Annotated in this window: 24 protein-coding genes; 16 read left to right on the forward strand and 8 right to left on the reverse strand. The window is 71.8% G+C overall.

Annotated features, from left to right (window positions below):
• Positions 1 to 42: 42 nt before the first annotated feature.
• From DEJ48_RS37745 to DEJ48_RS37760, 4 genes are all read right to left on the reverse strand, one after another.
• A complete protein-coding gene (locus tag DEJ48_RS37745) occupies positions 43 to 924 on the reverse strand; it encodes an SGNH/GDSL hydrolase family protein (protein WP_150221632.1) in 882 nt (293 codons plus the stop codon).
• A gap of 245 nt (positions 925 to 1,169) precedes the next feature.
• Positions 1,170 to 1,661, reverse strand: coding sequence for a hemerythrin domain-containing protein (locus DEJ48_RS37750; RefSeq protein ID WP_150220597.1), 492 nt, complete (start codon positions 1,659 to 1,661; stop codon positions 1,170 to 1,172).
• A gap of 48 nt (positions 1,662 to 1,709) precedes the next feature.
• Positions 1,710 to 2,045 carry a hypothetical protein gene (locus tag DEJ48_RS37755; protein WP_150220598.1) on the reverse strand — a complete coding sequence of 112 codons (336 nt, stop codon included), beginning with the start codon at positions 2,043 to 2,045 and terminating at the stop codon, positions 1,710 to 1,712.
• Between the two features lie 63 nt (positions 2,046 to 2,108).
• Positions 2,109 to 2,489: a VOC family protein gene (locus DEJ48_RS37760; protein WP_150220599.1), complete on the reverse strand. Its 381-nt coding sequence runs from the start codon at positions 2,487 to 2,489 to the stop codon at positions 2,109 to 2,111.
• A gap of 142 nt (positions 2,490 to 2,631) precedes the next feature.
• On the opposite strand from DEJ48_RS37760, the gene DEJ48_RS40855 reads away from it, so the two are divergent.
• Positions 2,632 to 2,760 (forward strand): LPFR motif small protein, encoded by a 129-nt coding sequence (locus tag DEJ48_RS40855; RefSeq protein ID WP_263398772.1) that lies wholly within the window; start codon positions 2,632 to 2,634, stop codon positions 2,758 to 2,760.
• 114 nt (positions 2,761 to 2,874) lie between these two features.
• On the opposite strand, the gene DEJ48_RS39985 is transcribed toward DEJ48_RS40855, so the two are convergent.
• The 4 genes from DEJ48_RS39985 to cynR all read right to left on the reverse strand — a co-directional run bounded on the left by DEJ48_RS39985 (position 2,875) and on the right by cynR (position 5,155).
• The gene (locus DEJ48_RS39985; RefSeq protein WP_190537839.1) at positions 2,875 to 3,030 is read right to left on the reverse strand and encodes a DUF6131 family protein; all 156 of its coding nucleotides are present in this window, start codon (positions 3,028 to 3,030) and stop codon (positions 2,875 to 2,877) included.
• 40 nt (positions 3,031 to 3,070) lie between these two features.
• Complete coding sequence (locus DEJ48_RS37765) at positions 3,071 to 3,418, reverse strand: PRC-barrel domain-containing protein (RefSeq protein WP_042820572.1); 348 nt, start codon at positions 3,416 to 3,418, stop codon at positions 3,071 to 3,073.
• Between the two features lie 204 nt (positions 3,419 to 3,622).
• Positions 3,623 to 4,138 (reverse strand): lytic polysaccharide monooxygenase auxiliary activity family 9 protein, encoded by a 516-nt coding sequence (locus DEJ48_RS37770; protein ID WP_150220600.1) that lies wholly within the window; start codon positions 4,136 to 4,138, stop codon positions 3,623 to 3,625.
• 96 nt (positions 4,139 to 4,234) lie between these two features.
• On the reverse strand, positions 4,235 to 5,155 hold the full coding sequence (gene cynR, locus DEJ48_RS37775; RefSeq protein WP_150220601.1) for a transcriptional regulator CynR: 921 nt from the start codon (positions 5,153 to 5,155) through the stop codon (positions 4,235 to 4,237).
• Between the two features lie 137 nt (positions 5,156 to 5,292).
• Here cynR and DEJ48_RS37780 point away from each other — a divergent pair, with 137 nt between their 5' ends.
• From DEJ48_RS37780 to DEJ48_RS37850, 15 genes are all read left to right on the forward strand, one after another.
• Positions 5,293 to 5,904 (forward strand): carbonic anhydrase, encoded by a 612-nt coding sequence (locus DEJ48_RS37780; RefSeq protein WP_223832352.1) that lies wholly within the window; start codon positions 5,293 to 5,295, stop codon positions 5,902 to 5,904.
• Between the two features lie 110 nt (positions 5,905 to 6,014).
• A complete protein-coding gene (gene cynS, locus DEJ48_RS37785) occupies positions 6,015 to 6,485 on the forward strand; it encodes a cyanase (protein WP_150220603.1) in 471 nt (156 codons plus the stop codon).
• 143 nt (positions 6,486 to 6,628) lie between these two features.
• The gene (locus DEJ48_RS37790) at positions 6,629 to 7,387 is read left to right on the forward strand and encodes an aminoglycoside adenylyltransferase family protein (RefSeq protein ID WP_150220604.1); all 759 of its coding nucleotides are present in this window, start codon (positions 6,629 to 6,631) and stop codon (positions 7,385 to 7,387) included.
• 146 nt (positions 7,388 to 7,533) lie between these two features.
• Positions 7,534 to 8,820 (forward strand): ABC transporter substrate-binding protein, encoded by a 1,287-nt coding sequence (locus DEJ48_RS37795; RefSeq protein ID WP_150220605.1) that lies wholly within the window; start codon positions 7,534 to 7,536, stop codon positions 8,818 to 8,820.
• Entirely contained in the window at positions 8,817 to 9,791 is a 975-nt protein-coding gene (locus tag DEJ48_RS37800) for a carbohydrate ABC transporter permease (protein WP_150220606.1), read from the forward strand. The genes DEJ48_RS37795 and DEJ48_RS37800 overlap by 4 nt, the downstream gene beginning before the upstream one ends.
• 13 nt (positions 9,792 to 9,804) lie before the next feature.
• A complete protein-coding gene (locus tag DEJ48_RS37805; protein WP_150220607.1) occupies positions 9,805 to 10,617 on the forward strand; it encodes a carbohydrate ABC transporter permease in 813 nt (270 codons plus the stop codon).
• 33 nt (positions 10,618 to 10,650) lie between these two features.
• On the forward strand, positions 10,651 to 13,878 hold the full coding sequence (locus DEJ48_RS37810) for a glycoside hydrolase family 38 C-terminal domain-containing protein (RefSeq protein WP_150220608.1): 3,228 nt from the start codon (positions 10,651 to 10,653) through the stop codon (positions 13,876 to 13,878).
• Positions 13,879 to 13,932: 54 nt separating this feature from the next.
• Complete coding sequence (locus tag DEJ48_RS37815) at positions 13,933 to 15,666, forward strand: class I mannose-6-phosphate isomerase (RefSeq protein WP_150220609.1); 1,734 nt, start codon at positions 13,933 to 13,935, stop codon at positions 15,664 to 15,666.
• Positions 15,663 to 16,535, forward strand: coding sequence for an ROK family protein (locus DEJ48_RS37820; protein WP_150220610.1), 873 nt, complete (start codon positions 15,663 to 15,665; stop codon positions 16,533 to 16,535). The genes DEJ48_RS37815 and DEJ48_RS37820 overlap by 4 nt, the downstream gene beginning before the upstream one ends.
• Before the next feature lie 336 nt (positions 16,536 to 16,871).
• The gene (locus DEJ48_RS37825; protein ID WP_150220611.1) at positions 16,872 to 17,864 is read left to right on the forward strand and encodes a LacI family DNA-binding transcriptional regulator; all 993 of its coding nucleotides are present in this window, start codon (positions 16,872 to 16,874) and stop codon (positions 17,862 to 17,864) included.
• Positions 17,865 to 17,998: 134 nt separating this feature from the next.
• Positions 17,999 to 18,370, forward strand: coding sequence for a hypothetical protein (locus DEJ48_RS37830; RefSeq protein WP_150220612.1), 372 nt, complete (start codon positions 17,999 to 18,001; stop codon positions 18,368 to 18,370).
• 114 nt (positions 18,371 to 18,484) lie between these two features.
• Positions 18,485 to 20,833, forward strand: a complete 2,349-nt coding sequence (gene secD / locus DEJ48_RS37835) for a protein translocase subunit SecD (RefSeq protein ID WP_150220613.1) — start codon at positions 18,485 to 18,487, stop codon at positions 20,831 to 20,833.
• 65 nt (positions 20,834 to 20,898) lie between these two features.
• The gene (locus tag DEJ48_RS37840) at positions 20,899 to 21,585 is read left to right on the forward strand and encodes a PepSY domain-containing protein (protein ID WP_190537842.1); all 687 of its coding nucleotides are present in this window, start codon (positions 20,899 to 20,901) and stop codon (positions 21,583 to 21,585) included.
• 71 nt (positions 21,586 to 21,656) lie between these two features.
• Positions 21,657 to 22,538 carry a LysR family transcriptional regulator gene (locus DEJ48_RS37845; RefSeq protein ID WP_150220614.1) on the forward strand — a complete coding sequence of 294 codons (882 nt, stop codon included), beginning with the start codon at positions 21,657 to 21,659 and terminating at the stop codon, positions 22,536 to 22,538.
• A gap of 82 nt (positions 22,539 to 22,620) precedes the next feature.
• Entirely contained in the window at positions 22,621 to 23,676 is a 1,056-nt protein-coding gene (locus DEJ48_RS37850) for a tartrate dehydrogenase (RefSeq protein ID WP_150220615.1), read from the forward strand.
• The last annotated feature ends 5 nt before the right edge of the window (positions 23,677 to 23,681 follow it).

The following is a 23,681-nucleotide window of genomic DNA, read 5'->3' on the forward strand; positions in this document are numbered from 1 at the left end:
CACTTTGTTCCGTTCACCCGATCATGATCGCAGCACGCGCGGTCAGGACAGTTTCAGGGCCGCCGCCGTCTGCTTCGCCATCCCGGCCTCGCCGAGCGCGTTGGGGTGTACGGGCACGAAGTTCGTGCCGAAGAGGACCGGCTCGATCCACCGCTGCCCCGCCGGGCGGCACGCGTCGTGGGCGTCGGACGCGGCGGCCATGTCGACGAACGTCGTGCCGGTCTCCGCGGCGGCCCGCTGTGCGGCGCCGTTCAAGTGCGCCTGCAGGTCACGGAGGTACGGCACGTCCCCGTCGGCGATGGGCATCTTGGCGAAGCAGCCCGGTACGGCCTTCGCGGGAGTGATCCACGGGTAGCCGAGGATCGCGACCTTCGCCCGCGGGGACTTGGCCTTGATCTGGTTCAGGGAGTTCTTGATCGCCGGGTACGTCGTCGCGTCGATCTGGTCCTTGAACTTGTTGCCGTGGAGGTCCTTGCAGGGGCTGCCCTTGCCGCCCGAGAGGATGCCCGCGCTGCCGCAGGCGAGGATCGCGTTGATGAACGTGCTGTTGTCGTTGCCGCCGATGGTGAGCGTCACCAGTTCCGTGTCGCTCCTCAGCGCGTCGAACTGCGGGGCCACGCCCGGGTACTGGGACACGGTGAAGTGCTTCGTCTGCGCGCCGCCGCAGGTCACGTCGGTGAGGCGGGCGCCGAGGGAGCGGGCGAGGAGGTGCGGGTAGTTCAGCGAGGTGCGGGCGCACAGGAGAGGGGCGCCCGGGTCGAGGGGCAGCACGCCCGACCCGGCGCTGTAGCTGTCGCCGAGGGCGACGTAGCGCAGCGGGTCACCGGTGCCGGGAGCGGCGACGGCCGGCCCCGCGCCGAGGCCGAGAGCGGCGATTCCCGTGACGGCGGCGAGGGCCGCCACCGAGCGCTGCGGTCTGGGCATACGCATGAGGGTTCTCCTCCGGGGGAGAGGGCGTGGGGGGTGGAGCTCGTGCAACGTAGTTCACGATCTTGCAACTCACTACGTGTGCGCATGCGCATCCCCGCCCGGAGTCTTGGCACGTCGGTGACAACCACACGAACGGCCCGATGCCCAGGGGGCGAGCAGCGGGTCAGCGCTGTTCGCTCCTGGGCACCGGGCCGGTGCGGTGCCGGACGCCCCGACCGGGCGCCCGGGAGGCGGCGGAGTCAGTCCTTGAGGATGCGGCGGATGTTGTCGGCGCTGCCGCACTCCGCCGCCAGCTGCTTCTCGCGCTCCGCGAGGAAGGCGGTGCCGAGCTCCTCGCGCCGTTCCATGGGGACGTTCTCGCGGGCGCCGTTGAGGATGGTGCGCTCCTCCTCGTCCGTGTGGTGGTTCACGGCCTCGACGAGGTCCTCCAGCTTCTCATCCCACTCGTCCGAGCCGACGTCCTCGACCTCCAGCAGGTCGAGCAGCGCCTTGTTGCCCTCCTCGTGCTCCTCCTCGCCGTGCTCGACCTCTTCGTCGTCGATGTTCTTGAACCGGCGGAGCGCCGGATAGACCTCCGCCTCCTCGGCCAGGGCGTGGGCGATGAGCAGGTCGGCGAACTCGCTCAGCGCCGCCGCCCGGTCGGCCTCCACACTGCGCATCCTGCGGAAGAGGTCCTCCATCGTGCGGTGGTCCTGGAGGATCAGCTCGACGACGTCCTTCGTCGGTGCCATCGGGGTCTGCCTTTCTCGAGGTCGCGGTTCCCGGGGTCCGGGTGGGCGTTACGGGAGCCGTGTACCCCGTCCGCGGGGATCACTGTCGTCCACGAGCCGTTCGATGAGCCGCTCCACCTCGCCCGCGTTGAGGTGGAGGAGCAGCGCGTCCTCCGGCGTGCCCGGGGCGGCGGGCGCGACGACGAGCCGCACGTGCTCGCCGGACGCTTCCGGGGGCGGGGCGGTGAAGGACGGGGGGAGCGAGGTCCGCCAGGAGATCAGGGCGTCGCGCAGGCGGCCGTGCGGCGAGGAGGTGTCGCGTGCGGTCCAGCGCGTGGTGACGGCGTCGAGGCCGTCGGCCCGCGGGGTGGTGGTGGCTTCGGTGCGTGCTGTGCTGTTGGCCATGGGGTCATCCTGGCCATGCCTTGCGGTCTTCGCCTCCGGTCGGCCGCAGAGGGAGTAGCGGCGTCACACGGGCCGCACCCTCCTGTGCAGGAGGCAGAACTCGTTGCCCTCGGGGTCCGCGAGGACGTGCCAGCTCTCGGAGCCGGACTGGCCGACGTCGGCGCGGGTGGCGCCGAGGGCGAGCAGCCGCTCCAGCTCGGCGTCCTGGTCGCGGTCGGTGGCGTTGACGTCGATGTGGAGCCTGAGCTTGCCGTTGCGGGGGTCCTGCGTGGGGCCGATGACGAGCGTCGGCTGCGGGCCGCCGAAGCCGCTCTCGGGACCGATCTCGATGCTCCCGTCGTCCTCCCTTCCCAGCTCGATGTAGCCGAGGGCGTCGCGCCAGAACGCGGCCAGTCGTTCGGGGTCGGCCGCGTCGATGACCAGTTCAGTGATTCGGCATGCCATGGGCGGCACCCTACTGTCGCCGCCCGTCGGAGCAGCACTGTTTTTACCGGGCTTCGCGGGGCAACCGAGGGGGTGCAAGAGCTGTGCGGACACCGCGCAGCGGAAAACAGCTATTGAGCCAGCGCTCTTTGGAGGCCCGATCATGCTGAAGGCCATTGCAGACGTTCTCCGAGCCATTGGCGGAGCCATCGCCACGGTGGTCACTCTGCCGTTCCGTGCGGTCGCACGACTCTTCGGCGGTGCTTCCGACACGGCGCACGGTCACCACTGAACGTAAGCCGCAAAAACTGTTTCAGCACAGAACATGGGAAGGGGGCCCGGGCTACTGCCCGGGCCCCCTTCCCATGTTTCCTTTTTCCCGCTGCTGCGTATCTACCGCGCCCGGTTACCAGTAGTGCTTTCGGCCGCCCACCGAGTGTCCGACAGCACCGAGGACCCAAAGAACCGCACCGATGACAAGAAGTGCGACGCCGATGGTCCAAAGGATGGAAATACCGGTCAACAGACCGATGACGAGCAGAATGAGACCGAGTGCGATCATGGATCCTCCAACCCTCGGAACGATTAAAGTGTACGCCTGATCAGTGACCCGAGCCGTAATAGCCGCCGAGCTGATCGCGGTAGGCCGGGTCGCCGAGGTGCTTTTCCTTGTCGAACTCGGGAGCGTTCTTGATCTGCTCCTTCGTGAGCGATACCAGGATGCGCCGCTCTTCGTTGTCGATCGCCGTCACGGTGCTGGCGGGGAGGAGAACCTCCTTGCCGAAGATCCAGACACCGGTGTCGACGACGATGTACTGGTTGGCGACCTCGTCGGAGTGCTTGTCGACCTTGCCGATGTGGCCGTCCGCCGCCTCGACCTTGTAACCGGTCAGGTCGCTGTCGGGGCCGTGCCCGGCGGTCGGAACGTAGCTCCACATTTCGTTGTTCATTCAGGACTCCTTGATCGATACCTGAAACGCAGGATGCTTAATATCGGAGGGAGTCACAATGATCAACCGCTCCTGGACTCCGGGTGTCCTGAGGCGGCCCAGTCAAACCTTGCGAGCGAAATAAAAAAAGCCCGCCCCGCCCGGACCGATCGTGGTCCTGGCGGGGCGGGGTGAGCGTTCTCTGCCGCTCACATCGGCTGAGTGTCAGCCTTTGATGTTCACGTCGATACAGGCGTAGAACGCGTTCGACGTGTCCGCGATGTTCCACACGGCGAGAACCTTCTGCTTGCCGGTGAGTCCGCCGAAGTCGACCTTGTGCGTGACGGTCTCGCCGGGCTTGGCGCCACCGTCGTCGACCTCCGCGATCTTGTTGCCGCCGACGAAGTACTGCCAGGTACTGGTGCTGTGACGGGCCGTCAGCTTCCAGCTGAACTCCTGGGACGAGCCCACGTCGGTGGTCTGCCAGCCCTTGCTGTCGTCGTCGAGCTCGGCGAACCGCTCGTTGCCTCCGCTGCACGTCGTCTGGCCCTTGGGGCCCTCGACGCTCTGCGGCTCGTGGGTGATCTCGCCGCACGCCACGGTTCCGGCCGCGCACTGCGCCTGCCGGCTCGGGGGCGAGTTGACGTAGCCGTGGGCGCCGGCCGGGGAGACCGTGGTCAGGACGAGGACGGGCGCGAACGCCGCACCGAGGACCGCCGCCACTTTCCGCTTCGCATGCATCTCTGCTCCCTCTGGGGGTGGGGGGATGAGGGGGAAGAGCAACCGGGCGCCTCGGTCGACTCATTGGCCTAGACCTTACTGATTGTCGGGATTCCGTCAACCCTTCAACTGATGTTCGTGGGTCGGGTGTTGCGCGTGGGACCACTCGTGGGCCAGGTCGGTGAAGGCGCGCGCGGCGGCGGTCCGGTAGCCGTTCTCGCGGTGCAGCAGGGTGACGGTGCGGGCGGGCAGGGCGGGGTCGAGCGGGACGGTGTGCAGGTCGGGGCGGTTCCGGGTGAGGGCGTCGGGCAGGACCGTGGCCAGCGGGGAGTGCCGGACGATCTCGGTGAGGGCGTTGATCGAGGTGGCCTCCACGGCGACGTCCGGCCGTACCGCGTGCCGTGCGAGATGGGCGTCGATGTGCACGCGGGTCGCGAAGTCGCCGGTGAGCAGGGTGAGTCGGGCGGCGCCGAGCTCGTCGAGCGGCAGGGGGGCGGTGCGCCCGGCGAGCGGGTGCGGATCGCCCACCACGAGGCTGAGGCTCTCGGTGAACAGGTCCGCCGCGGCAAGACCCGGCAGGTGGGCGCCGTGGAAGGCGATGCCGAGGTCGAGCTCGTCCGCGAGCAGGGCGGGTTCGATGCGCTCCTGGGGCAGTTCCCGCAGGGACAGGGTGATCCCGGGGTGGCGGGCTTGGAGCAGGGCGGTCAGCGGGCCGACGAGATAGGCGGTGAAGGTGGGTGTGACGGCCAGGCGCAGGGTCCCGCGGGACAGGTTCGTCACGTCGTGCACGGCCCGTTCGGCCGCCGCCAGGTCCTGGAGGGCGCGCCGGGCGTGGGGGAGGTAGGCGGCGCCGGCGTCGGTGAGGCGCACCGCGCGGCCGCTGCGGTCCAGGAGCGGCACGCCCACCGCGCGCTCCAGCTGACGGATCTGCTGCGACAGCGTCGGCTGGGAGATGTGCAGCTCCTCGGCCGCCCGCGTGAAGTTGCCGTGCTCGGCGACGGCGAGCAGATAGCGGAGGTGACGGAGTTCAGGGGCCATGCCCTCGACTATAGATGGCATCGATGGAAGTCATGGCTACTGCGTCTTGGACACTATAGGTGCAGGTCATGCAGGGTTGTCCTCACGAACCCCAAGAGCCTCACGAACCTCAAGAGCCTCACGAGACGGGAGTGACCGTGCAAGATTCCACGCAAGACCTCGCAGCCGGGCTCAGACGCTTCCAGCAGGACGTCTTCCCGGCCAAGGCGGAGCTGTTCGCGGGCCTGGCCGCCCGCCACGCCCCGGACACGCTGTTCATCGGCTGCTCGGACGCCCGCGTCGTGCCCGAGCTGATCACCCAGCGCGAGCCGGGCGAACTGTTCGTCATCCGCACCGCGGGCAACCTCGTACCGGCGCACGCTCCGTTCGCCGCCGACGGGGTCGCCGCCGGTGTCGAGTACGCGGTGGCCGTGCTCGGTGTCACCGACATCGTGGTGTGCGGCCACTCGGCGTGCGGCGCGATGACGGCCCTCGCTGAAGGGCACGACCTCAGCGGCGCCCCGGCCGTCGCCGAATGGCTGCGCCACGCGGACGACGCCGTCGCCCGCACCCCCGACTCCGTGACCTCGGCGGACCGCGTGCCGGCCCTGGTGCGCGAGAACGTACGCGCCCAGCTGACCCGCCTGACCACTCACCCCTCCGTCGCCCGCGCCCTGGCCCGCGACGAGCTGACCCTGCACGGCTGGGTCTACGACATCGCCACCGGTTCCGTCGAGAACCTCACGGCGTCCGTGGCTACGGCGGCGTGACACCCCTTCGCACAGAACCCCGAATCCCGGAACCCCGAATCCCGGAACCCCCCCGAATCCCGGAGCTCCGCATCGCGGAAGCCCCGGACCGCCCCCGAAAGGACATCCTCATGATCCACGCCCAGTTCGACCCCGCCGCCCGCCAGGACCTCGCAGTCCGTGCTGTCGAGGCCAAGGTGCGCGAGGACCTGTCCTGGCAGCAGATCGCCGACGCGACGGGCCTCTCCGTCGCCTTCGTCACCGCCGCCGTGCTCGGCCAGCACGCACTGCCCGCACCCGCCGCGAAGGCCGTCGCCGAGCTCCTCGGTCTGGACGACGAGGCGGCGGAGCTGCTGCGGACGATCCCGACCCGCGGCTCCATCCCCGGCGGCATCCCGACCGACCCGACGATCTACCGCTTCTACGAGATGCTCCAGGTGTACGGCACCACGCTGAAGGCCCTGGTCCACGAGCAGTTCGGCGACGGCATCATCAGCGCGATCAACTTCAAGCTGGACGTGCGGAAGGTCGCCGACCCCGAGGGCGGTGAGCGCGCTGTGATCACTCTGGACGGCAAGTACCTGCCCACCAAGCCGTTCTGACCCGTAACCCGTAACCCCTGATCCGTATCCCGTATCCCGTATCCCGTATCCCGTGACCCGGCGGGCCCGGCCGCGTGACGGCCGGGCCCGCCGCGTGCCTACGATGCGGGCGGGCGGGCAACGCGGGACGGACGGAGTGACGAGTGACGCAGACCGACGACGTGATCCTCCTGGTGCGCGACGTGCTGGGCGACGCCGACCTCGTGGGCGTCTACCCGCACGGCTCGGCCGTCCTCGGCGGCCTGCGCCCACACAGCGACCTCGACCTGTTCGTCGTCGTCCGGCGCCGCACCACCGCGGGGCAGCGCCAGGCCCTGACCGACGGACTGCTCGCTCTCAGCGGCGCCCCGGGCGAGACCCCGCGCCCCGTCGAGCTGACCGTCGCCGTCCAGGGCGACATCCGCCCCTGGACGTACCCGCCCCGCAGCGAATTCCAGTACGGGGAGTGGCTGCGCGAGGCGTACCTGCGCGGCCGGACGCCGGAACCCGGACCCGACCCGGACCTCGCGCTCCTGCTCACGATGGTGCTCCGGGGGAGGACGGCTCTGCTGGGACCGTCCCCGGACCACGTCCTCGACCCGGTCCCGCGCGAAGACGTCACCCGCGCGATGGTCGCCGGCGTCCCCGACCTGCTCGCCGAGCTGGACACCGACACCCGCAACGTCCTGCTGACCCTCGCCCGCATCTGGACGACCCTGGCGACGGGGGACATCATCTCCAAGGACGCGGCGGCCGACTGGGTCCTCGCCCGTGTTCCGGCCGAGCACCGGCCTGTTCTGGCCCGTGCCCGCGCCGTCTACCTCGGCCTCGACGAGGAGCGCTGGGACGACCTCCTCCCGCAGGTGAAGCCGCATGCCCAGTACGTCGTCCGGGAGATCGAGCGGCTGTCCCCGCAGGCTTGAGCTCACCTGAACCCGACGTATCCCAGGGCGAGTTCATGTTCTGAGCCGCTCCCACACCATTGACATCCGACGCGCCCCCGGTGAAGCTCCAAGTCGCCCGTGTTAACGCTAACAACGGGCGGCAGGCACACCTGAGGGAGTCATCCATGTCAGGTAGTCGTCACCCGTCGATGGACCGCCGCACCCTGCTCGTGGCCGCCGCGGCCGGAGCCCTCGCGACCGCCTGCGCCACCGCTGAGGGACTGCCCTCGGGCGAGGTGGCCGTACTCGGCGACAGCACCGCCTGGGAGAAGCCCATGACCGCCGCGGGGGCGGCCATGAAATCCGTCGCGGCGCTGCGCCTGGTGCCCGAGGTCAACCCGTCCCTCGAATCGTTCGAGCAGATCGTGCGGTCCTCGCTGCGCACCAACAAGACGCCGGACCTGCTCAAGTACTGGTCCGGCTACCGGCTCCAGGACCTGGCCCGCACCGGCGGCATCGAGGATCTGACGGGTCAGTGGGACAAGGCTCTCGCCAGGGGCTGGGTGGATCCCTCGCTGCGGGAGGCGTTCACCTACCGGCGGCGGGTGTACGGCCTCCCGATGAACCTCGCCTACTGGGTGATCTTCTACAACCCGCGGGTCTTCCACGAGCACGGCATCGGGGCCCCGGAGACCTGGGACGAGTTCCTCGGCGCGTGCGGGCGCCTGAAGAAGGCGGGCATCACACCGCTGCACGGCACCGCGGCCGACCGGTGGCCCTCCTTCATCTGGTTCCAGGAGATCCTCAGCCGCCAGGACCCGCTGTTCTACCGGGACTTGATGAACGGCCGTGCGCGGTACACCGATCCGCGGGCCGAACGCGCGCTGCGCACCATCGCCTCCTTCTTCGACAAGGACTGGTTCACTCCCATGGACCTGAGCCACACCGACGCGGCCGCCGCCCTGGTGCGCGGCACGGTGGGCATGGTCGCCTGTGGCACCTGGCTCGGCTCGACGCTCGCGGCTGCGGGCGGCAAACCGGGCAACAACGTCGGGGCGTTCGTACTGCCGATGGCGGACCCGGGGGCCCGCCCCAGCGTCGTCTTCGAGTCCAGCGCGCTCGTCGCCACCGTCAAGGGCGCCGACCACGACGAGGCCGTCGGGGCCACCGGGTCCTGGCTGCACCCCGCGGTCATGCGGGCCTTCTCCGGGGCGCTCCAGGACGGCTGCCCCAACCCGAAGGTCGCACCCGCCAACCCCGTCATCAAAGGCCTCGCCGAGAAGGTGCGCGGCGACGAGCTGTGGCTCCTCAACCGCTTCTGGGAACAGGGCCCGCCCGAACTCGTCGAGGCGACCGTCGACGACCTCGCCGGATTCCTCCTGAACCCGTCCTCGTACCGCAAGACGCTGCGCACCATGCAGGACCGTGCCGACGACGCCTGGCGGGTATGGCGGGAGGCGGAGGAGACATGACAGGAACCGCGACCCCGGCACACGGCGCGACGAAGCCCGTTCGCATACGCCGCAGGGTGCCCGCCCGCACCCCGCACCAGGCCGCGAAGGCGGGCGGCGGCAGGCTCGGCGGCCCCCTCGCCGCCCTGCCCTGGGCGCTGCCCGCCTTCGCCCTCGTCGGTGTCCTGCTCGTCTATCCGTTCTTCCGCAGTGTCTACGGAAGCTTCTTTGAGGACAACGGCTTCACGAGCAGCTTCACCGGTCTCGACAACTACGCCCGGCTCGCCGACGACCCGATCTTCGGCCGGTCGGTCCTCAACACCCTGATGTGGGTGGCCGGGACACTGCTGCTGCCCGTCCTCGCCGGACTCCTCATCGCCGTCGCCACCCACCGCATGCGGTTCGGCGGCGTCGCGCAGCTGATCATCGTGCTGCCGTTCGCGATCTCGGGAGCGGCCACCGCCGTGCTGTGGAACTTCATGCTGACGTCCGACGGAGCGGTCAACCAGATGCTGCGCGGAGTCGGCCTGGACGGCTGGACGCAGACCTGGCTCCTGGAGTGGCCGCAGAACACTCTCGCCATGATCGTCGCCAGTACCTGGCAGGCCACCGGCCTGAACGTCGTCCTCTTCGCGATCGGCCTGCGCGCCATCCCGCGCGAGACCGTCGAGGCCGCCGAACTGGACGGCGCGAGCGGCTGGCGCATGTTCCGGCACATCACCCTGCCCGGACTGCGCGCCGTGACCGTCGTGGTGGTCGGCATGGCCATCGTGAACAGCCTCAAGGCGTTCGACATGATCTGGATCCTCACCAAGGGCGGCCCGTCCCGCTCCTCGGAGACCCTCGCGCTGAGCATGTACCGCGAGACGTTCCGGCTGTTCCACGTGGGCTACGGCTCGGCGATCGCGCTCGTCCTCTCCGTGATCGTCGTCGCCTCGTCCTGGATGTACCTGCGCCGCCAGATGCCCGACACCGGCACGGGCAAGAGCTGAGGAGGGGAGCCCCATGGGACGCGCGGTACGCAACCTCTTCGTCGCCGGATGCGTGGTGCTCTGGCTGATCCCGCTGTACCTGCTGGTCGTCAACGCCCTGACCCCGGCGGCCGAGTACGCGGGCAAGCCCGAGTGGACCGTGCAGGGCTTCGACCTGTGGCAGAACGTGCGGACCGCCTGGGACGTGGCGGGCATCGGCGACAGCTTCCGGGCCTCGCTGCTGTACGCCGTCGTGTGCGGCCTGGTCGCCGTCCTCGTGGCGGCCATGGCGGCGTTCGCCGTCGTCGTCCTGCCCATCCCGAGGCCCGCGTTCTGGTTCTGGCTGATCTACTCCGGCACGCTGTTCCCGCTGCAGATGTTCCTCGCGCCGCTCTTCGGCCTGTACGCGGACGCCGACCTGTACGACACCAGGCTCGGCCTGATGCTCGTGTACGCGGCGTGGGCCGTGCCCTTCGCCTTCTTCCTCATCCGCAACCAGATGACGACCCTGTCGCCCGAGCTGACCGAGGCCGCGCTGATCGACGGGGCGTCGTTCGGGCGGATCTTCTGGCGCATCCACGTGCCGCTGATGAAGGCCGGGCTCGGCGCGGCCTTCATCTTCCAGTTCACCGCCGTCTGGAACGACCTCCTCCTCGGCATCACCCTCAGCCGCAGCCCCGACGTACAGCCCGTCATGGCCGCCCTGACGACCCTCAACAACGCCTACTCGTCCACGGGACCGCCCGTCATCCTGGCCGGCGCACTCATCGTGTCCGTGCCGACCCTGCTCCTGTTCCTGGTGTTCCGCGGCCTGTTCCTGCGCGGCATCACCGCATCCGCCCGCTGACCCGACACGCCCCCTTCCCCGGGAGAGATCCGCATGACGACACGGGCTCTGGTCCGCACCACCGACTGGGACAACGACCGGATCCGCGAGAGCCTGCGCGCCGACGTCGTGAGCGCCGAGGGGACGCTCGCGGACGGCACCGCCCTGCGGCTCACCGAGGAACCCCTCATGCGCCACGCCGACGACGGCACGCTGCTCCAGTCCCTGAGAGTCGAGACCGTCAACGGGGCGGCGCCGCCGGGCGAGTTGAGCGTACGCACCGAATGCGGCGCGGCCCTGCGGTGCGAGCGCGTCGCCGGGCCCGGCCGCTCCGTACGGCTGCTGCTGCCCGCCGTCGACGCGCCGACCCGCGTCACCGTGGGCCTCCCCGACACGCGGGACGGCGTCGGCGTACGCCTGACCCCGCAGCGCCGCTGGACCCTCCACCTCGTCCACCACTCCCACCTCGACATCGGCTACACCGATCCGCAGGGCCGCGTCCTCGCCGAGCACCTGTCCTTCCTCGACTCCTGCCTGGAACTCACCCGCGCCACCGACGACTGGCCCGCCGCGTCGCAGTTCCGGTGGTGCGTCGAGTCGTTGTGGTCGTTCCGGCAGTGGGCCGACGCGCGGCCGGCCGAGCAGGTCGAGGAGTTCGTCCGCAGGGTCCGCGAGGGACGCATCGAGCTGACGGCGCTGCCGTTCAACCTGCACACCGAGACCTGCTCCACGGACGAGCTGCACGAACTCCTGCGGCTCGCCCGCACCGTTCGCGACGAACACGGCGTCGACTTCACCTCCGCCATGCAGACCGACGTGCCCGGCGCGGTCGTCGGACTCGTGGACGCCCTCGCCGCCGCGGGCGTCAAGTACCTGTCGGTGGCGCACAACTGGGCCGGCCGCTCCGTACCGCACCTGGTCGGTGGGGAGAAGCTGCCCCGCCTCTTCCGGTGGCGCGCACCGAGCGGCAACAGCGTCCTGGTGTGGGTCACCGACACCCCGCACGGCCTCGCCTACATGGAAGGCCCGCTCCTCGGCTTCGACACGGACCACGCCGACGTCGACGAGCTGCTCCCCGCCTACCTGACCTCCCTCGCCACCAACCCCTACCCCTACCGCGGCGGCATCTTCGGCTGGGCCATGGACCACACCGAGGTCAAACGCGAGCCCTACCCGTGGGACATCCTCCACCTGCGCGTCCAGGGCAAGTTCGGCGACAACGCGCCGCCCCGCCGCGTCATCGCCGACACCGTCCGCCGCTGGAACGACACCTGGGCCTACCCGCGGCTGCGGCTCTCCCGCAACGAGGACTTCTTCACCGACGCCGAGGCCAGGCTCGGCGGCGAGATCCGCACCTTCGAAGGCGACTGGACCGACTGGTGGGTCGACGGGGTCGGGTCGGGGGCGCGTCCGCTGTCCCTGGCCAGGACCGCCCAGTCCACGGTCGCCGACGCCCAGACCATCGGCACGTTCGCCGCCCTCCTCGGCGCCACGGGGGCCGAGGACGACAGCAGGGACGCCGCCGGGGTCTACGAAGCGGTGTCGCTCTTCGACGAGCACACCTGGGGCGCCGGCGACCCGTGGACCCACGGCGACGAGGGCGGCCACTCCGGAGAGCACCAGTGGCACTGGAAGTACGGGCAGGCGATGCGCGCCCACGACGACGGCGAGGCGCTCCTCGCCCGCGCGAGCGCCCGCCTCGGACAGCGGCTCGCCGCGGCACCGGACGCGGCGGCGACGTACCACATCCTCAACACCTGCTCCTGGACGCGCACCGACGTCGTCCGCGTCTTCCTGCCCGAGAGCACCGTGCCGCAGGACCGGCGGGTCACCGTCCGCGACGCCCGCGACGGACGCCGCCTCCCGTACGAGGAGCAGCCGCAGACCAACGACGACCACCGCGACGCGGGACGGTTCCTGCTCGTCCGCGTCGACGACGTGCCCCCAGCCGGATCGGTGCGCCTCGACGTCCTCGCCGAGCCGGCCGAGCCGCACGAGGAGGCGCGGACCACGACGGTGAAGGCCGCCACCGGCTGGAACCCGACCGGCGGCACCGAACGGGAGAACCCGGCGGACACCGCGGCCGAAGCCCTCGCGCACCCTGAACCGACCCTCCTGGAGAACGAGTACTTCGCGGTCCGCGTCGACCTCGCGCACGCCTGCGTCGCCTCCATCACCGACAGGCGGACCGGCCGCGAACTCGTCCGCCAGGACGCCATCACCGGCTTCAACGGCTACCTCCACGACAGCTACACCACCGCGGGAGCCTTCAACCACAACTCCAGCCGCACCACGGCGTCCGACCGCCTCGAACACCTCGGGGCCCGAGCCGTCCCCCCGCCCGCCGCGCTCATCGCACGCCGCTCCACGCCCACCGCCGAGTCGATCACCTACGAGACCCGCCCGGCGGGCGCGAACCGGCTGCGCACCACACTGACCCTGCGGCACGGCGTGCCGCGCCTCGACATCGAGAACCGCCTCGACAAAGACGCCAGAACCGGCAAGGAAAGCGCCTACTTCGCGTTCCCCTTCGCCTTCGACGACCCGGTCGTCCGCATGGAGGCGTCAGGCGGCGTCACGGGCAGCGGGCTGCCGGTCGTGCCCGGCTCCGCGCTGCACATGCGGGCGGTGCGCCGCTGGGTGACGCTGGGCGACGACGAGCTGACGGTGGCCTGGTCGACGCAGGACGCGCCGCTCGTCCAGTTCGGCAACATCGCCCTGCCCTACGCGCCGTTCCCGAAGACGATGGGCCACGACGAGCCCGCGACCGTCTTCTCCTGGATCCACAACAATCTGTGGGACACCAACTTCCCCGCTGAGCAGGGCTTCGAATTCACCTACCGCTACAGCCTGGCCAGCGGTTCCGGTGCCGGTGGCCTCGGGCCACAGACGGCCGCCGCCTGGAGCCGCCCGATGCGCGCCGTTCGAGCCCGGGGGAGCTCGGACGGCGCGCCGGACCTGCCCGGTGCCCACTCCTTCGTCGAGATCGACGACCCGCGCGTCCGGCTGGTCGGCGCCACCACGCCGCGCCCCGGCCACGTCCTGCTGCGCCTCCAGTCGTTCGCGGAACAGCCCCTGACCTGCCGTATCCGCACCCGCTTCGCGGTTGTCGCCGCGTACCGGGCGGACTTCCTCGGCACCGCGTCCGACCGACTGCCCCGCACCGACGACGCGACGACCCTCGATGTGCCGGCGCTCGGCACGACGGCCGTGCTCTTCGAGCGCGCGGACGCGGGTTCGCCCGCAGACCCTCCCGGCCCTCCGCGGCTCGTACGCCCCTGAGTTCCGCAAACCCGCCTCCCGGCGTTGCCCGCATGCCCGCACGAAGGAGAACGTGTGTACCGGCTCGACCCGCGCTACGCCCCCGCGCCCGGGGCCGTCCTCGCCACCGGCTGGCAGGCCGTCGCCGCGCGCCTGCCCACGGGCCCCGCCACCGTCGCCGTGGACGGCCCGCCGACCGCGGCCTGGGACGACCTCGCCGCACGGCTCACCGAGGAGCTGACCGCACGCGGCGCCGCCGTGCGCACCCTCGACCTGCGCGCCCACCACGCCCCGCCCGCCGAGGTGCGCCGCCGCACCGAATCCGCCGCGGACACCGAGGACCCCTACTACGCCAGGCTCGCCGGGAACTCCCTGCGCGACCTCTTCGACGACCTTCCGAGGCCCCGGCCGCCGAAGGGCCGAGAGGTGCTCCTCGTGCACGGCCCCGGCGCCTCGCTCCTGCCGCACGACGTGCTCTGGTACGCCGACCTGCCCAAGCGGCACGCCGAAGCGGCCGTGAGCGCCGGTTCCGGCCGCAACCTCGGGCTCCCGGACGACAGGGGGAGCCTGCGGAGGCTCTTCTTCATCGACTGGCCCGTGCTCGACCGCCACCGGGACGCCCTCGCGCCCCGCCTGGACGCGTGGCTCGACGTCCAGGACCCCGAGCGCCCCACGTACATCGACGGCGACGGGCTGCGCGCCACCCTCACCGGCCTCGCCCGCCGACCCGTGCGGACCCGCCCCTACTTCAACTCGACGCCCTGGGGAGGACATTGGGCCCAGGAACGCCTCGGCTTCGACCCCACCACACGCAACACCGCGCTCGGCTACGAACTCATCGCCCCCGAAGCGGGCGTCCTCATCGGCACCCACCCCGGGCAACAGGCCGAAGTGCCCTTCCAGTTGCTGTGCGTCCTGCACCCCGAAGCGATGCTGGGGCCCGAAGTGGCCGCCCGTTTCGGGACCTCCTTCCCGATCCGTTTCGACTATCTCGACACCCTGGGCGGCGGCAATCTCTCCGTGCACTGCCACCCCAAGGCGCGGTACATGGAAGAGCGGTTCGGCTGGTCCTACACCCAGCACGAGACGTACTACATGGCCCTCGGCAGCCCCGACACCCGCGTCTTCCTGGGCCTGCGCGAGGACGTCGACCTGGACCTCTTCCGCAAGGAGGTCGAGGAGGCCGCGCACGACGGGGTGCCGATGGACCCCGAGGACCACATCCTGACGTTCCCCGCCGAACAGGGCCGCCTCTTCATGATCCCGGCGGGCACCCCGCACGCCTCGGGCGCCGGACACGTCGTCCTGGAGATCAGCGCCACCCCGTACCTCTACTCCCTGCGCTTCTACGACTGGCTGCGCCCCGACGCCGACGGCCGCCCCCGCCAACTCCCCTACGAGCACGGTCTCGCCAACCTGGAGTCCGGACGCCGCGGCGACGCCGTCGCACGGGAGCTCGTCCAGGAACCGCGCACGCTGCGCGAGGCTCCGGGCTGGCGCGAGGAGCTCCTGGGCACGCTGGACGAGATGTTCTACGAGGTGCGGCGCCACGCGCTCGACGTGGGCGCCGAGGCCGACGACGACACCGCGGGACGCTTCCACGTCCTCAACGTGGTGGAGGGCGAAGGCGTCGCGCTGCACACCGCGGCGGGGGAGCGGCACATGCTCTTCCGCTCGGAGACGCTGACGGTGCCCGCGGCCGTCGGCGCCTACCGGCTGGCCGCGGTCGGCGCAGCACCGGTCAAGGTCGTCAAGGCCCTGGTCCGCGCGGCACGGCCCGGCCCGACCGGCCCGCGAGGGGACACATGAGACCCGTCCTCGAACTCGGCGGCACCCACGTCACCGCGGCCCTCGCGGACCCCGGCACGGCGACCGTGCTGCGCAGGGTGCGCGAGCCGGTCCGCGCCCGGGACTCGGCCCACCACATCCTCGGCGCGCTCGTCCGCTGCGCCGGGGAACTGGACGCGCCCGCAGGGGAGGTGTGGGGCGTCGCGGTCCCCGGACCCTTCGACCACGACAAGGGCATCGCCCGCTTCACGGGCGTCGGCAAGTTCGACGACCTGTACGGCGTCGACGTGCGCGCGGTCCTCCTCGACGCGGTGTGGCCGCGCCCCGCGCACGCGGTGTTCCTCAACGACGCGCACGCCTTCCTCCTCGGCGAGTGGCGGTCGGGCGCGGCGCGCGGCCACGACCGCTGCGCGGGCATCACCCTCGGCACGGGAGTGGGCTCCGCCTTCCTGGTGGCCGGACACGTGCGGCACGAGGGGCCGGGCGTACCGCCGCAGGGCCGCATCGACCTCGTGGAGGCGGGCGGCAGACCGCTGGAGGACACCGTGTCCCGACGCGCGATCCTGGCGCGGTACGAGGGCGCGGACCTGCCCCCCGATCCGAAGCTGGACGTGCGTGACGTCGCGGACCGGGCACGCGCGGGGGAGCGGCGGGCGCGGCGCGTGCTCGACGAGGCCTTCACGACCCTCGGCGCCGTACTCGCCCCGCATCTGCGCGACTTCCAGGCGACCGTCCTCGTCGTCGGCGGCGCGGTGGCCGCCTCCTGGGACCTGCTGCGCCCCGCGCTCCGCGCAGGCCTGGGGGATACTCCCGTCACACTGCGCCCCGCCGGACTCGGCGAGGACGCGGCACTCGTCGGAGCGGCGGCGCACGCGGCGGCGGTGCGCTGAGGGACGGGCACCACCGGCCCCCACACCCGCCGGGCGCCCGGCAGGGGCTGAGACAGCCCCGTCCCCGCCGCGCCGGGACAGCACAACGGACGAACCGGAAGGACCCGCACCATGCCCGCACCACGAGACCCCGACGGCGGCCGACCGCCGCGTGATGTGCAGGGTGACCGGCCGCGGGGCGGCCCGGGGGGCGGTGGATCGGCGGGTGATCCGCAAGGCGGGCCGCCCGCGCGAGTCCCGGGGGGCGGCGGGCCGTCGGGTGATGCGCGGAGCGGTCGGCCACCGGACGACGCTCGCTCCCGCGCTCCGCGCGACGCGCAGCGCGGGCAGCCCACCTTGCGGGACGTCGCCGAGCGGGCCGGGGTCAGTGCGATGACGGCGTCCCGCGTGCTGCGCGACGACCCGCAGGTCCTGCCCGCCACCCGCGAACGCGTGCGCGCCGCGGCCGCCGTCCTCGGCTACCGCCCCAACGAGGTCGCCCGCAGTCTCCGGCTCGGCCGCGGTACCGGCCTCGTCGGCCTCGTCGTCACCAACCTCGCCAACCCCTTCTACTCACGCCTCGCCCTCGGCGTCGACTCCGTGGTCGGCGAGCACCGCCTGAAGACCGTCATCGGCAACACCGGCCAGGACCTGGACGCCGAACGGGAACTCGTCGCCGACCTCGTGGCCCGCCGCGTCGACGGGATCATCGCCGTGCCCGCGGGCGCCGACCAGCGGCACCTCGCGTCCGCCGTGGCCGACGGGGTGCCCGTCGTCCTCGCCAGCCGCCCGCCCGAGGGCTTCGCGGCGGACTGCGTCCTGGTCGACGACTTCGGCGGCGCCCGCGCCGCGACGGCCCGCCTCCTGGAGCGCGGCCACCGCCGCATCGGCTTCCTCGGCTCGCCGCCCGCCGTCCACACCGGCACCGAACGGCTCCGCGGGTACGCGGCGGCCCTCGCCGAGGCGGGAATCGCCGTCGACGCACGCCTCGTACGCCAGGGCCAGACCGAGCCCCGGCAGGCCACGCGCGCCGCCGCGGAACTCCTCGCGCTGCCCGCGCCCCCGACCGCGCTGTTCTGCTCCAACAACCGCAACACGATAGGCGCGTTCCGCGCGCTGCGGGACGCGGGCGCACGGGGTGTCGGCGGGGCCGACGTCGCCCTCGCCGGGTTCGACGACTTCGAACTCGCCGACGCGCTCGGTCTGCCCCTCACACTCGTCGCGTACGACAGCGACGAACTCGGGCGTGCGGCGGGCCGGCTCTTAGCCGACCGGCTGCACGACCGGGCCGCGCCCGCGCGGCCGCGCCAGATCGTGGTGCCCACCAACCTGGTGGAGTACGGCAGGTGAGACGCGGAACCCCGACCTCGACGCGGAACGAGACCCGCCCTTGACGTGGAACGAATCCCGTCGGTCCGTACGTTGAGCAGTGCGGGGGCCACGCCGTGCGCACCCGGAAAAGAGCCGAGGGGACGGGGGCACGCGTGTCGCAGCCGAGCCGTCCCGCGCGTCTTGCCGCATCCGCGGTGTCCCTCGTCGTCACCGTGCTGGCCCTGTTCGTCCCCTCCGCGGCGGCGTTCGGGGCACCGGCCGAAGGACCGCTCGCCCGGCACACCGTCGTGGCGCACGCGGAGCAGCAGTCCGCCCCCCACGACGTCCCGGCGCTCCACGTCACCGTCACGCACCGACTCGACGCCCACCTCCCCGGACCGCAGCCGGTAGGACCGCCGCGCACGGCGGTCGACACGGCGCCGCACCGCGCCCTGGGCGGGCCCGACGCCCGCCCCGAGGCCGCACCCGCCGTTCCGCGCCGGGCCGGCACGGCGGCCGCCCCGCGCGGACCGCCCCGGCGATGAGCACGCAGACCCTTCCCGACGCCTGACCCGGCCCGCACGCGACCCGCTTCCGCGAGGCCCCGGTCAGGTGTCCTTCCGCCCTGCCCTCATCGTGGCCCTCATCGTGGAGAACCCATGTCCCGCGCGCCCTTGTGGCGGGCGATCGTCGCGCTCGCGGCCGTCGCCCTGTCCCTCTACATCGCCCTCACCCAGTCCGCCCGCCTCGGCCTCGACCTGCGCGGCGGCACACAGATCGTCCTGGAGACCAAGGACTCACCGACCACCGAGGCGGACGCCGAGTCCACCGACCGCGCCCTGGAAGTCCTCAGGCAGCGCGTCGACGCTCTCGGCGTCTCGGAGCCCGGCATCGCACGGTCCGGCGAGAAACGCATCATCGTCGAACTCCCCGGAGTCCAGGACCCGCGCAAGGCGGCCGAGGTCATCGGCCGCACCGCCCAGCTGACCGTCCACCCCGTCACGGGGGAGTCCGCCGACAAGGGCACGGCGAAGCCCGCCGCCGACGGATCGCGGACCCTGCCCGACCCCGACCGGAAGGGCAGCTACCTGACGCTCGGCCCCACCGCGCTCACCGGTCAGGGCGTCAAGGACGCCCAGGCCACGCTCGACCAGCAGTCCCTCGCCGGCTGGCTCGTCACCCTCGACTTCCGCAAGGAGGCGGGCGACACCTGGGCGAAGATCACGGGTGACGCGGCCTGCGCACCGCAGAACGCCCCCGAGCGCCGCGTCGCCATCACCCTCGACGACAAGATCATCTCGGCGCCCGGCGTCAACCAGGGCGTGCCGTGCGAGACCGGTATCACCGGCGGCACCACCCAGATCACCGGCGACTTCAGCCAGTCCGAGGCCCGCGACCTCGCCGCACTCGTCAAGGGCGGCGCACTGCCGGTGCCCGTCGACGTCGTCGAGCAGCGCACCGTGGGCGCGACGCTCGGCGCCGACGCCATCGAGGCCAGCGCCACGGCCGCCGTCATCGGCATCGCCCTGACCGCTCTGTTCATCACCGCCGTCTACCGGCTCATGGGCGCGCTCGCCGCCCTCGCCCTCGCGCTGTACGGCCTCATCTCGTACGCCGCGCTCGTCGCACTCGGCGCGACGCTGACCCTGCCCGGCCTCGCCGGGTTCGTGCTCGCCATCGGCATGGCCGTCGACGCCAACGTGCTCGTCTTCGAACGCGCACGGGAGGAGTACCTCGGCGTCCGCTCCGCCGACCTGGCCAAGCCCGTGCGCACGGGCTTCGCGAAGGCGTGGAGCGCGGTCGTCGACTCGAACGTGACGACGCTGCTCGCCGCCGGCCTGCTGTTCTTCTTCGCCACCGGACCCGTCAAGGGCTTCGGCGTCACGCTGTCCATCGGTGTCCTCGCGTCGATGGTGACGGCACTGGTCATCACCCGCGTCCTCGCCGACTTCGCCGTGGGCCGCGACTTCGTGCGCAAGCGGCCCGGTCTGACGGGCATCGCCTCCACGGGCCGCGTCCGCGCCTGGCTCGCCCGCCGCAGGCCGAACCTGGTGCGCCACCGGCGCCGCTGGCTCGGCGCCAGCGCCCTCCTGGTGGTCGTGGCGGTCGCGGGCATCGTGCTGCGCGGTCTGGAGTTCGGCGTCGAGTTCACCGGCGGCCGCCTCGTCGAGTACAGCACCAGCAGGTCCGTCGACGCCGACACCGCCCGCGAAGCCGTGTCCGACGCGGGCTTCCCGCGCGCGGTGGTGCAGGAGTCGGGGGACGGCGACATCTCCGTACGCACGGAACGGCTGACCGACGCCGAACAGCAGCGCGTCAAGGAGGCTCTGGAAGGGCCCGGTGGCACGGTCACCGTGGAGCGCGACGAGATGATCGGGCCGAGCCTCGGCGATGAGCTCCGCCAGAAGGCGCTCATCGCCCTCGGCATCGCCGTCGCCGCCCAGCTGATCTATCTGAGCGTCCGGTTCCGCTGGACCCTCGCGGTGGCGGCCGTCTCGGCGATGGTCCACGACGTGCTGCTGGTGGTGGGCCTGTTCGCCTGGCTCGGCAAGCCCGTCGACAGCGTCTTCCTCGCCGCCCTGCTCACCGTGATCGGCTACTCGGTCAACGACACGGTGGTCGTCTTCGACCGCGTGCGCGAGGTGCGCCGCCGCGATCCGCGCGGCGACCTGGAAGCCACCGCCAACCAGGCCGTCGTGCAGACGCTCCCGCGCACCGTGAACACGGGCATGGGCGCGCTGTTCATCCTCACCGCCCTGGCGGTGCTCGGCGGCGACTCGCTCGCGGACTTCTCGCTCGCGCTGATCGCCGGGGTCCTGGTCGGCATGGCATCGACCGTCTTCACGGCCGTCCCGATCGCCGTCGCGCTCGAACGCGGCAATCCGGCGGCGCCGCCCTCGCGCCCGGGCCGGTCGGGCGGCACGGGCGGCCCTCGCGACGTACCCGACGGGTACAGCCCCCTGGAGGCGCGCAGGAGGAGGGAGCGGGGGACCGGCGCGGTCGTCTGAGGCGTACCGTCCTGCGCGTCCCGCCTCCGCAGGTGCCGAACGGGTATCTCGCTTAACGTACCCATATGGTCACAAAACGAAATGCATCAGCTGTCAGGCGTGGACGCCCCGCGCTCACCCGTGGCACGGGCCTGATCTGTGTCGCGGCCGCGGCCGGAGCGCTGCTCACCGGCTGCGGCAACGACGACGGCGACACCGCGAAGTCCGACTCCTCCACGGCCGGACGTGCGGCGTCGCCCTCGTCGTCCGACGGGGGCAACCTCACGGACGACCAGCGGGAGCGCAAGGAACTCGTGCCCAAGGCCAAGGTCGGCTACGACAAGGCGCTGGACGCGGCGGTGGCGACGGTCGACAAGTCGAAGCCGGTCTCCATCGAGCTCAAGGGCACGCCGGACAAGCCGGTCTGGAAGGCGGAGGTGGCGACCGCGGACGGCGCCTCCCACGACGTCGACGTCGACGCGGTCACCGGCAAGGCCGGGCAGGCACGCGCCGACAACGACCAGGACCAGGACGACAAGCGCGAGCTCGCGGACTGGCTGAAGAAGGCGACCGTCACCCCGCAGCAGGCCGCGCAGACCGCCACGGACAAGAAGAAGGGCACCGTCACCTCGGTGGAGCTCGACGACTCCGACAAGGGCGACATGGTGCTGTGGTCCGTCGACGTCGTGACGACCGACGACTGGAACAAGACGACCTACGACATCGACGCGACCAACCGCAAGATCGTCCGGGAGCACGTCGACCGGGACTGACTCCCGGCCGGCCCCCACCGTCGGAGGACCTCGTGGCCGGGCGGCGGTGACACCGGCGCGAGGATGGGCGCATGGATGTTCGTCAGCTGGAGTACTTCCTCGCGATCGTCGACCACGGCGGTTTCAACCGGGCGGCGTCGGCCCTCTACCTCTCCCAGCCGTCGCTGTCCCAGGCGGTGCGGGCGCTCGAACGGGACCTGGGCAGCAGCCTGTTCCACCGCATCGGCCGCCGTGCCGTGCTCACCGAGGCGGGCACGGCGCTGATCGAACCCGCCAGGGCGGCCGTACGCAGCCTGGAGACGGCCCGTGCCAGCGTCGCCGCGGTGCACGAGCTGCGCGAGGGGCGGCTCGACATCGCCGCCATGCCCTCCCAGGCGGTGGAACCGCTCACCACGATGGTCCGCGGCTTCACCGGCCGCCACCCCGGCGTGTCCGTGAACATCCGGGCGGCGTTCACCTCGCGCGACGTCATCGACATGGTGCGCACCGGCGCCGCCGAACTGGGCCTGCTCGCCACCTCCGGCCCCCTCGCCGAGAGGGAAGTGCTCTCGCACGACGTGGGCGAGCAGCGGTTCGTCCTGGTCACCCCGCCCGACGGTCCCTTCCCCGCGGGCCGCCCGGTGGCCCGCGAGGAGCTCGCTGGACGGCGGTTGATCGTCGGACAGCGGGGCACCGGCATGCGCGCGTACGTCGACGGGCTGCGCGAGCGCGGCATCGACTTCGCCATCGCCGCCGAGACCGAGCACCGCGTGGCGATCCTGCCGCTGGTGCTCGCCGGAGTCGGCCTCGCCGTCGTCACCGAGTCCTGGCGCACGACCGCCGAACGGGCCGGTGCGCTGGTCCTGGACATCGAGCCGCGCACGACGCTGCGGATCGCGCTGGTGAGCCGCAGGGCCGAGCAGTCGCCGGCGGCGCGGACGTTCCTCACCTGCGCGCTGGCCGAGTCCAGGTAGCGCGTGCATATAGGCGTGCCCTATAAGGCAGATCGGCAGAGCGTCTTGGACGCCCGAACACCCCCGTTGCTGCAATCAGGGCATGACCCACCACCACATCGCACTCATCCCAGGCGACGGCATCGGCACCGAAGTGCTGCCTCCCGCACAGCGGGTCGTCGACGCGGTCGGCGCCCGCCACGGCTTCACCTGCGCCTATACGACGTACGACTGGTCGTGCGAGCGCTACGCCCGCGAGGGCGCCATGATGCCCGAAGACGGACTCGACCAGCTGCGCGACAAGGACGCCATCCTGCTCGGCGCGGTCGGCTACCCGGGCGTGCCCGACCACGTCTCGCTGTGGGGGCTGCTGATCCCGATCAGGCGGGGCTTTCGCCAGTACGTCAACGTGCGGCCGATCCGGGTCTTCGAGGGAGTCGAGAGCCCGCTGCGGGCCGCCGCGCCCGGCGAGGTCGACTTCGTCGTCGTACGCGAGAACGTCGAGGGCGAGTACAGCGAGATCGGCGGACGGCTGAACCGCGGCTTCCCGGAGGAGATGGCCGTCCAGGAAGCCGTGTTCACGCGCGCGGGAGTCACCCGCGTCCTCGAATACGCCTTCGACCTGGCCGCGCGGCGCGACGGCAGGCTCACCTCGGCCACCAAGTCGAACGGCATCGTGCACACCCTGCCGTTCTGGGACGAGCTGGTCGCCGAACGCGGCGCGGCGCACCCGGCGGTGGAGTGGGACCAGGAGCACATCGACGCGCTGGCCGCGAAGTTCGTCCTCGACCCGGCCCGCTTCGACGTCGTGGTCGCCTCCAACCTCTTCGGTGACATCCTCAGCGACCTGGCCGCCGCCGTGGCCGGTTCCATCGGCATCGCCCCGGCCGCCAACCTCAATCCGGAGCGCGAGTTCCCCTCGATGTTCGAGCCGGTCCACGGCTCCGCCCCCGACATCGCGGGCCGCGGCACCGCCAACCCCCTCGGCGCGATCTGGTCGGCGGCGATGATGCTCGACCACCTCGGACACCGCGCGGCGGCCGACGACATCACGGCCGCGATCGCCGCGGTGCTCGCCAAGACCGATGTGCGCACCCCGGACCTCGGCGGCGACAGCACGACCACCGCGTTCACCGAGAAGCTCCTCGAACTGCTCTGACACGT

The sequence above is a fragment of the Streptomyces venezuelae genome, from assembly GCF_008642315.1.
Lineage (GTDB): Bacteria > Actinomycetota > Actinomycetes > Streptomycetales > Streptomycetaceae > Streptomyces > Streptomyces venezuelae_D.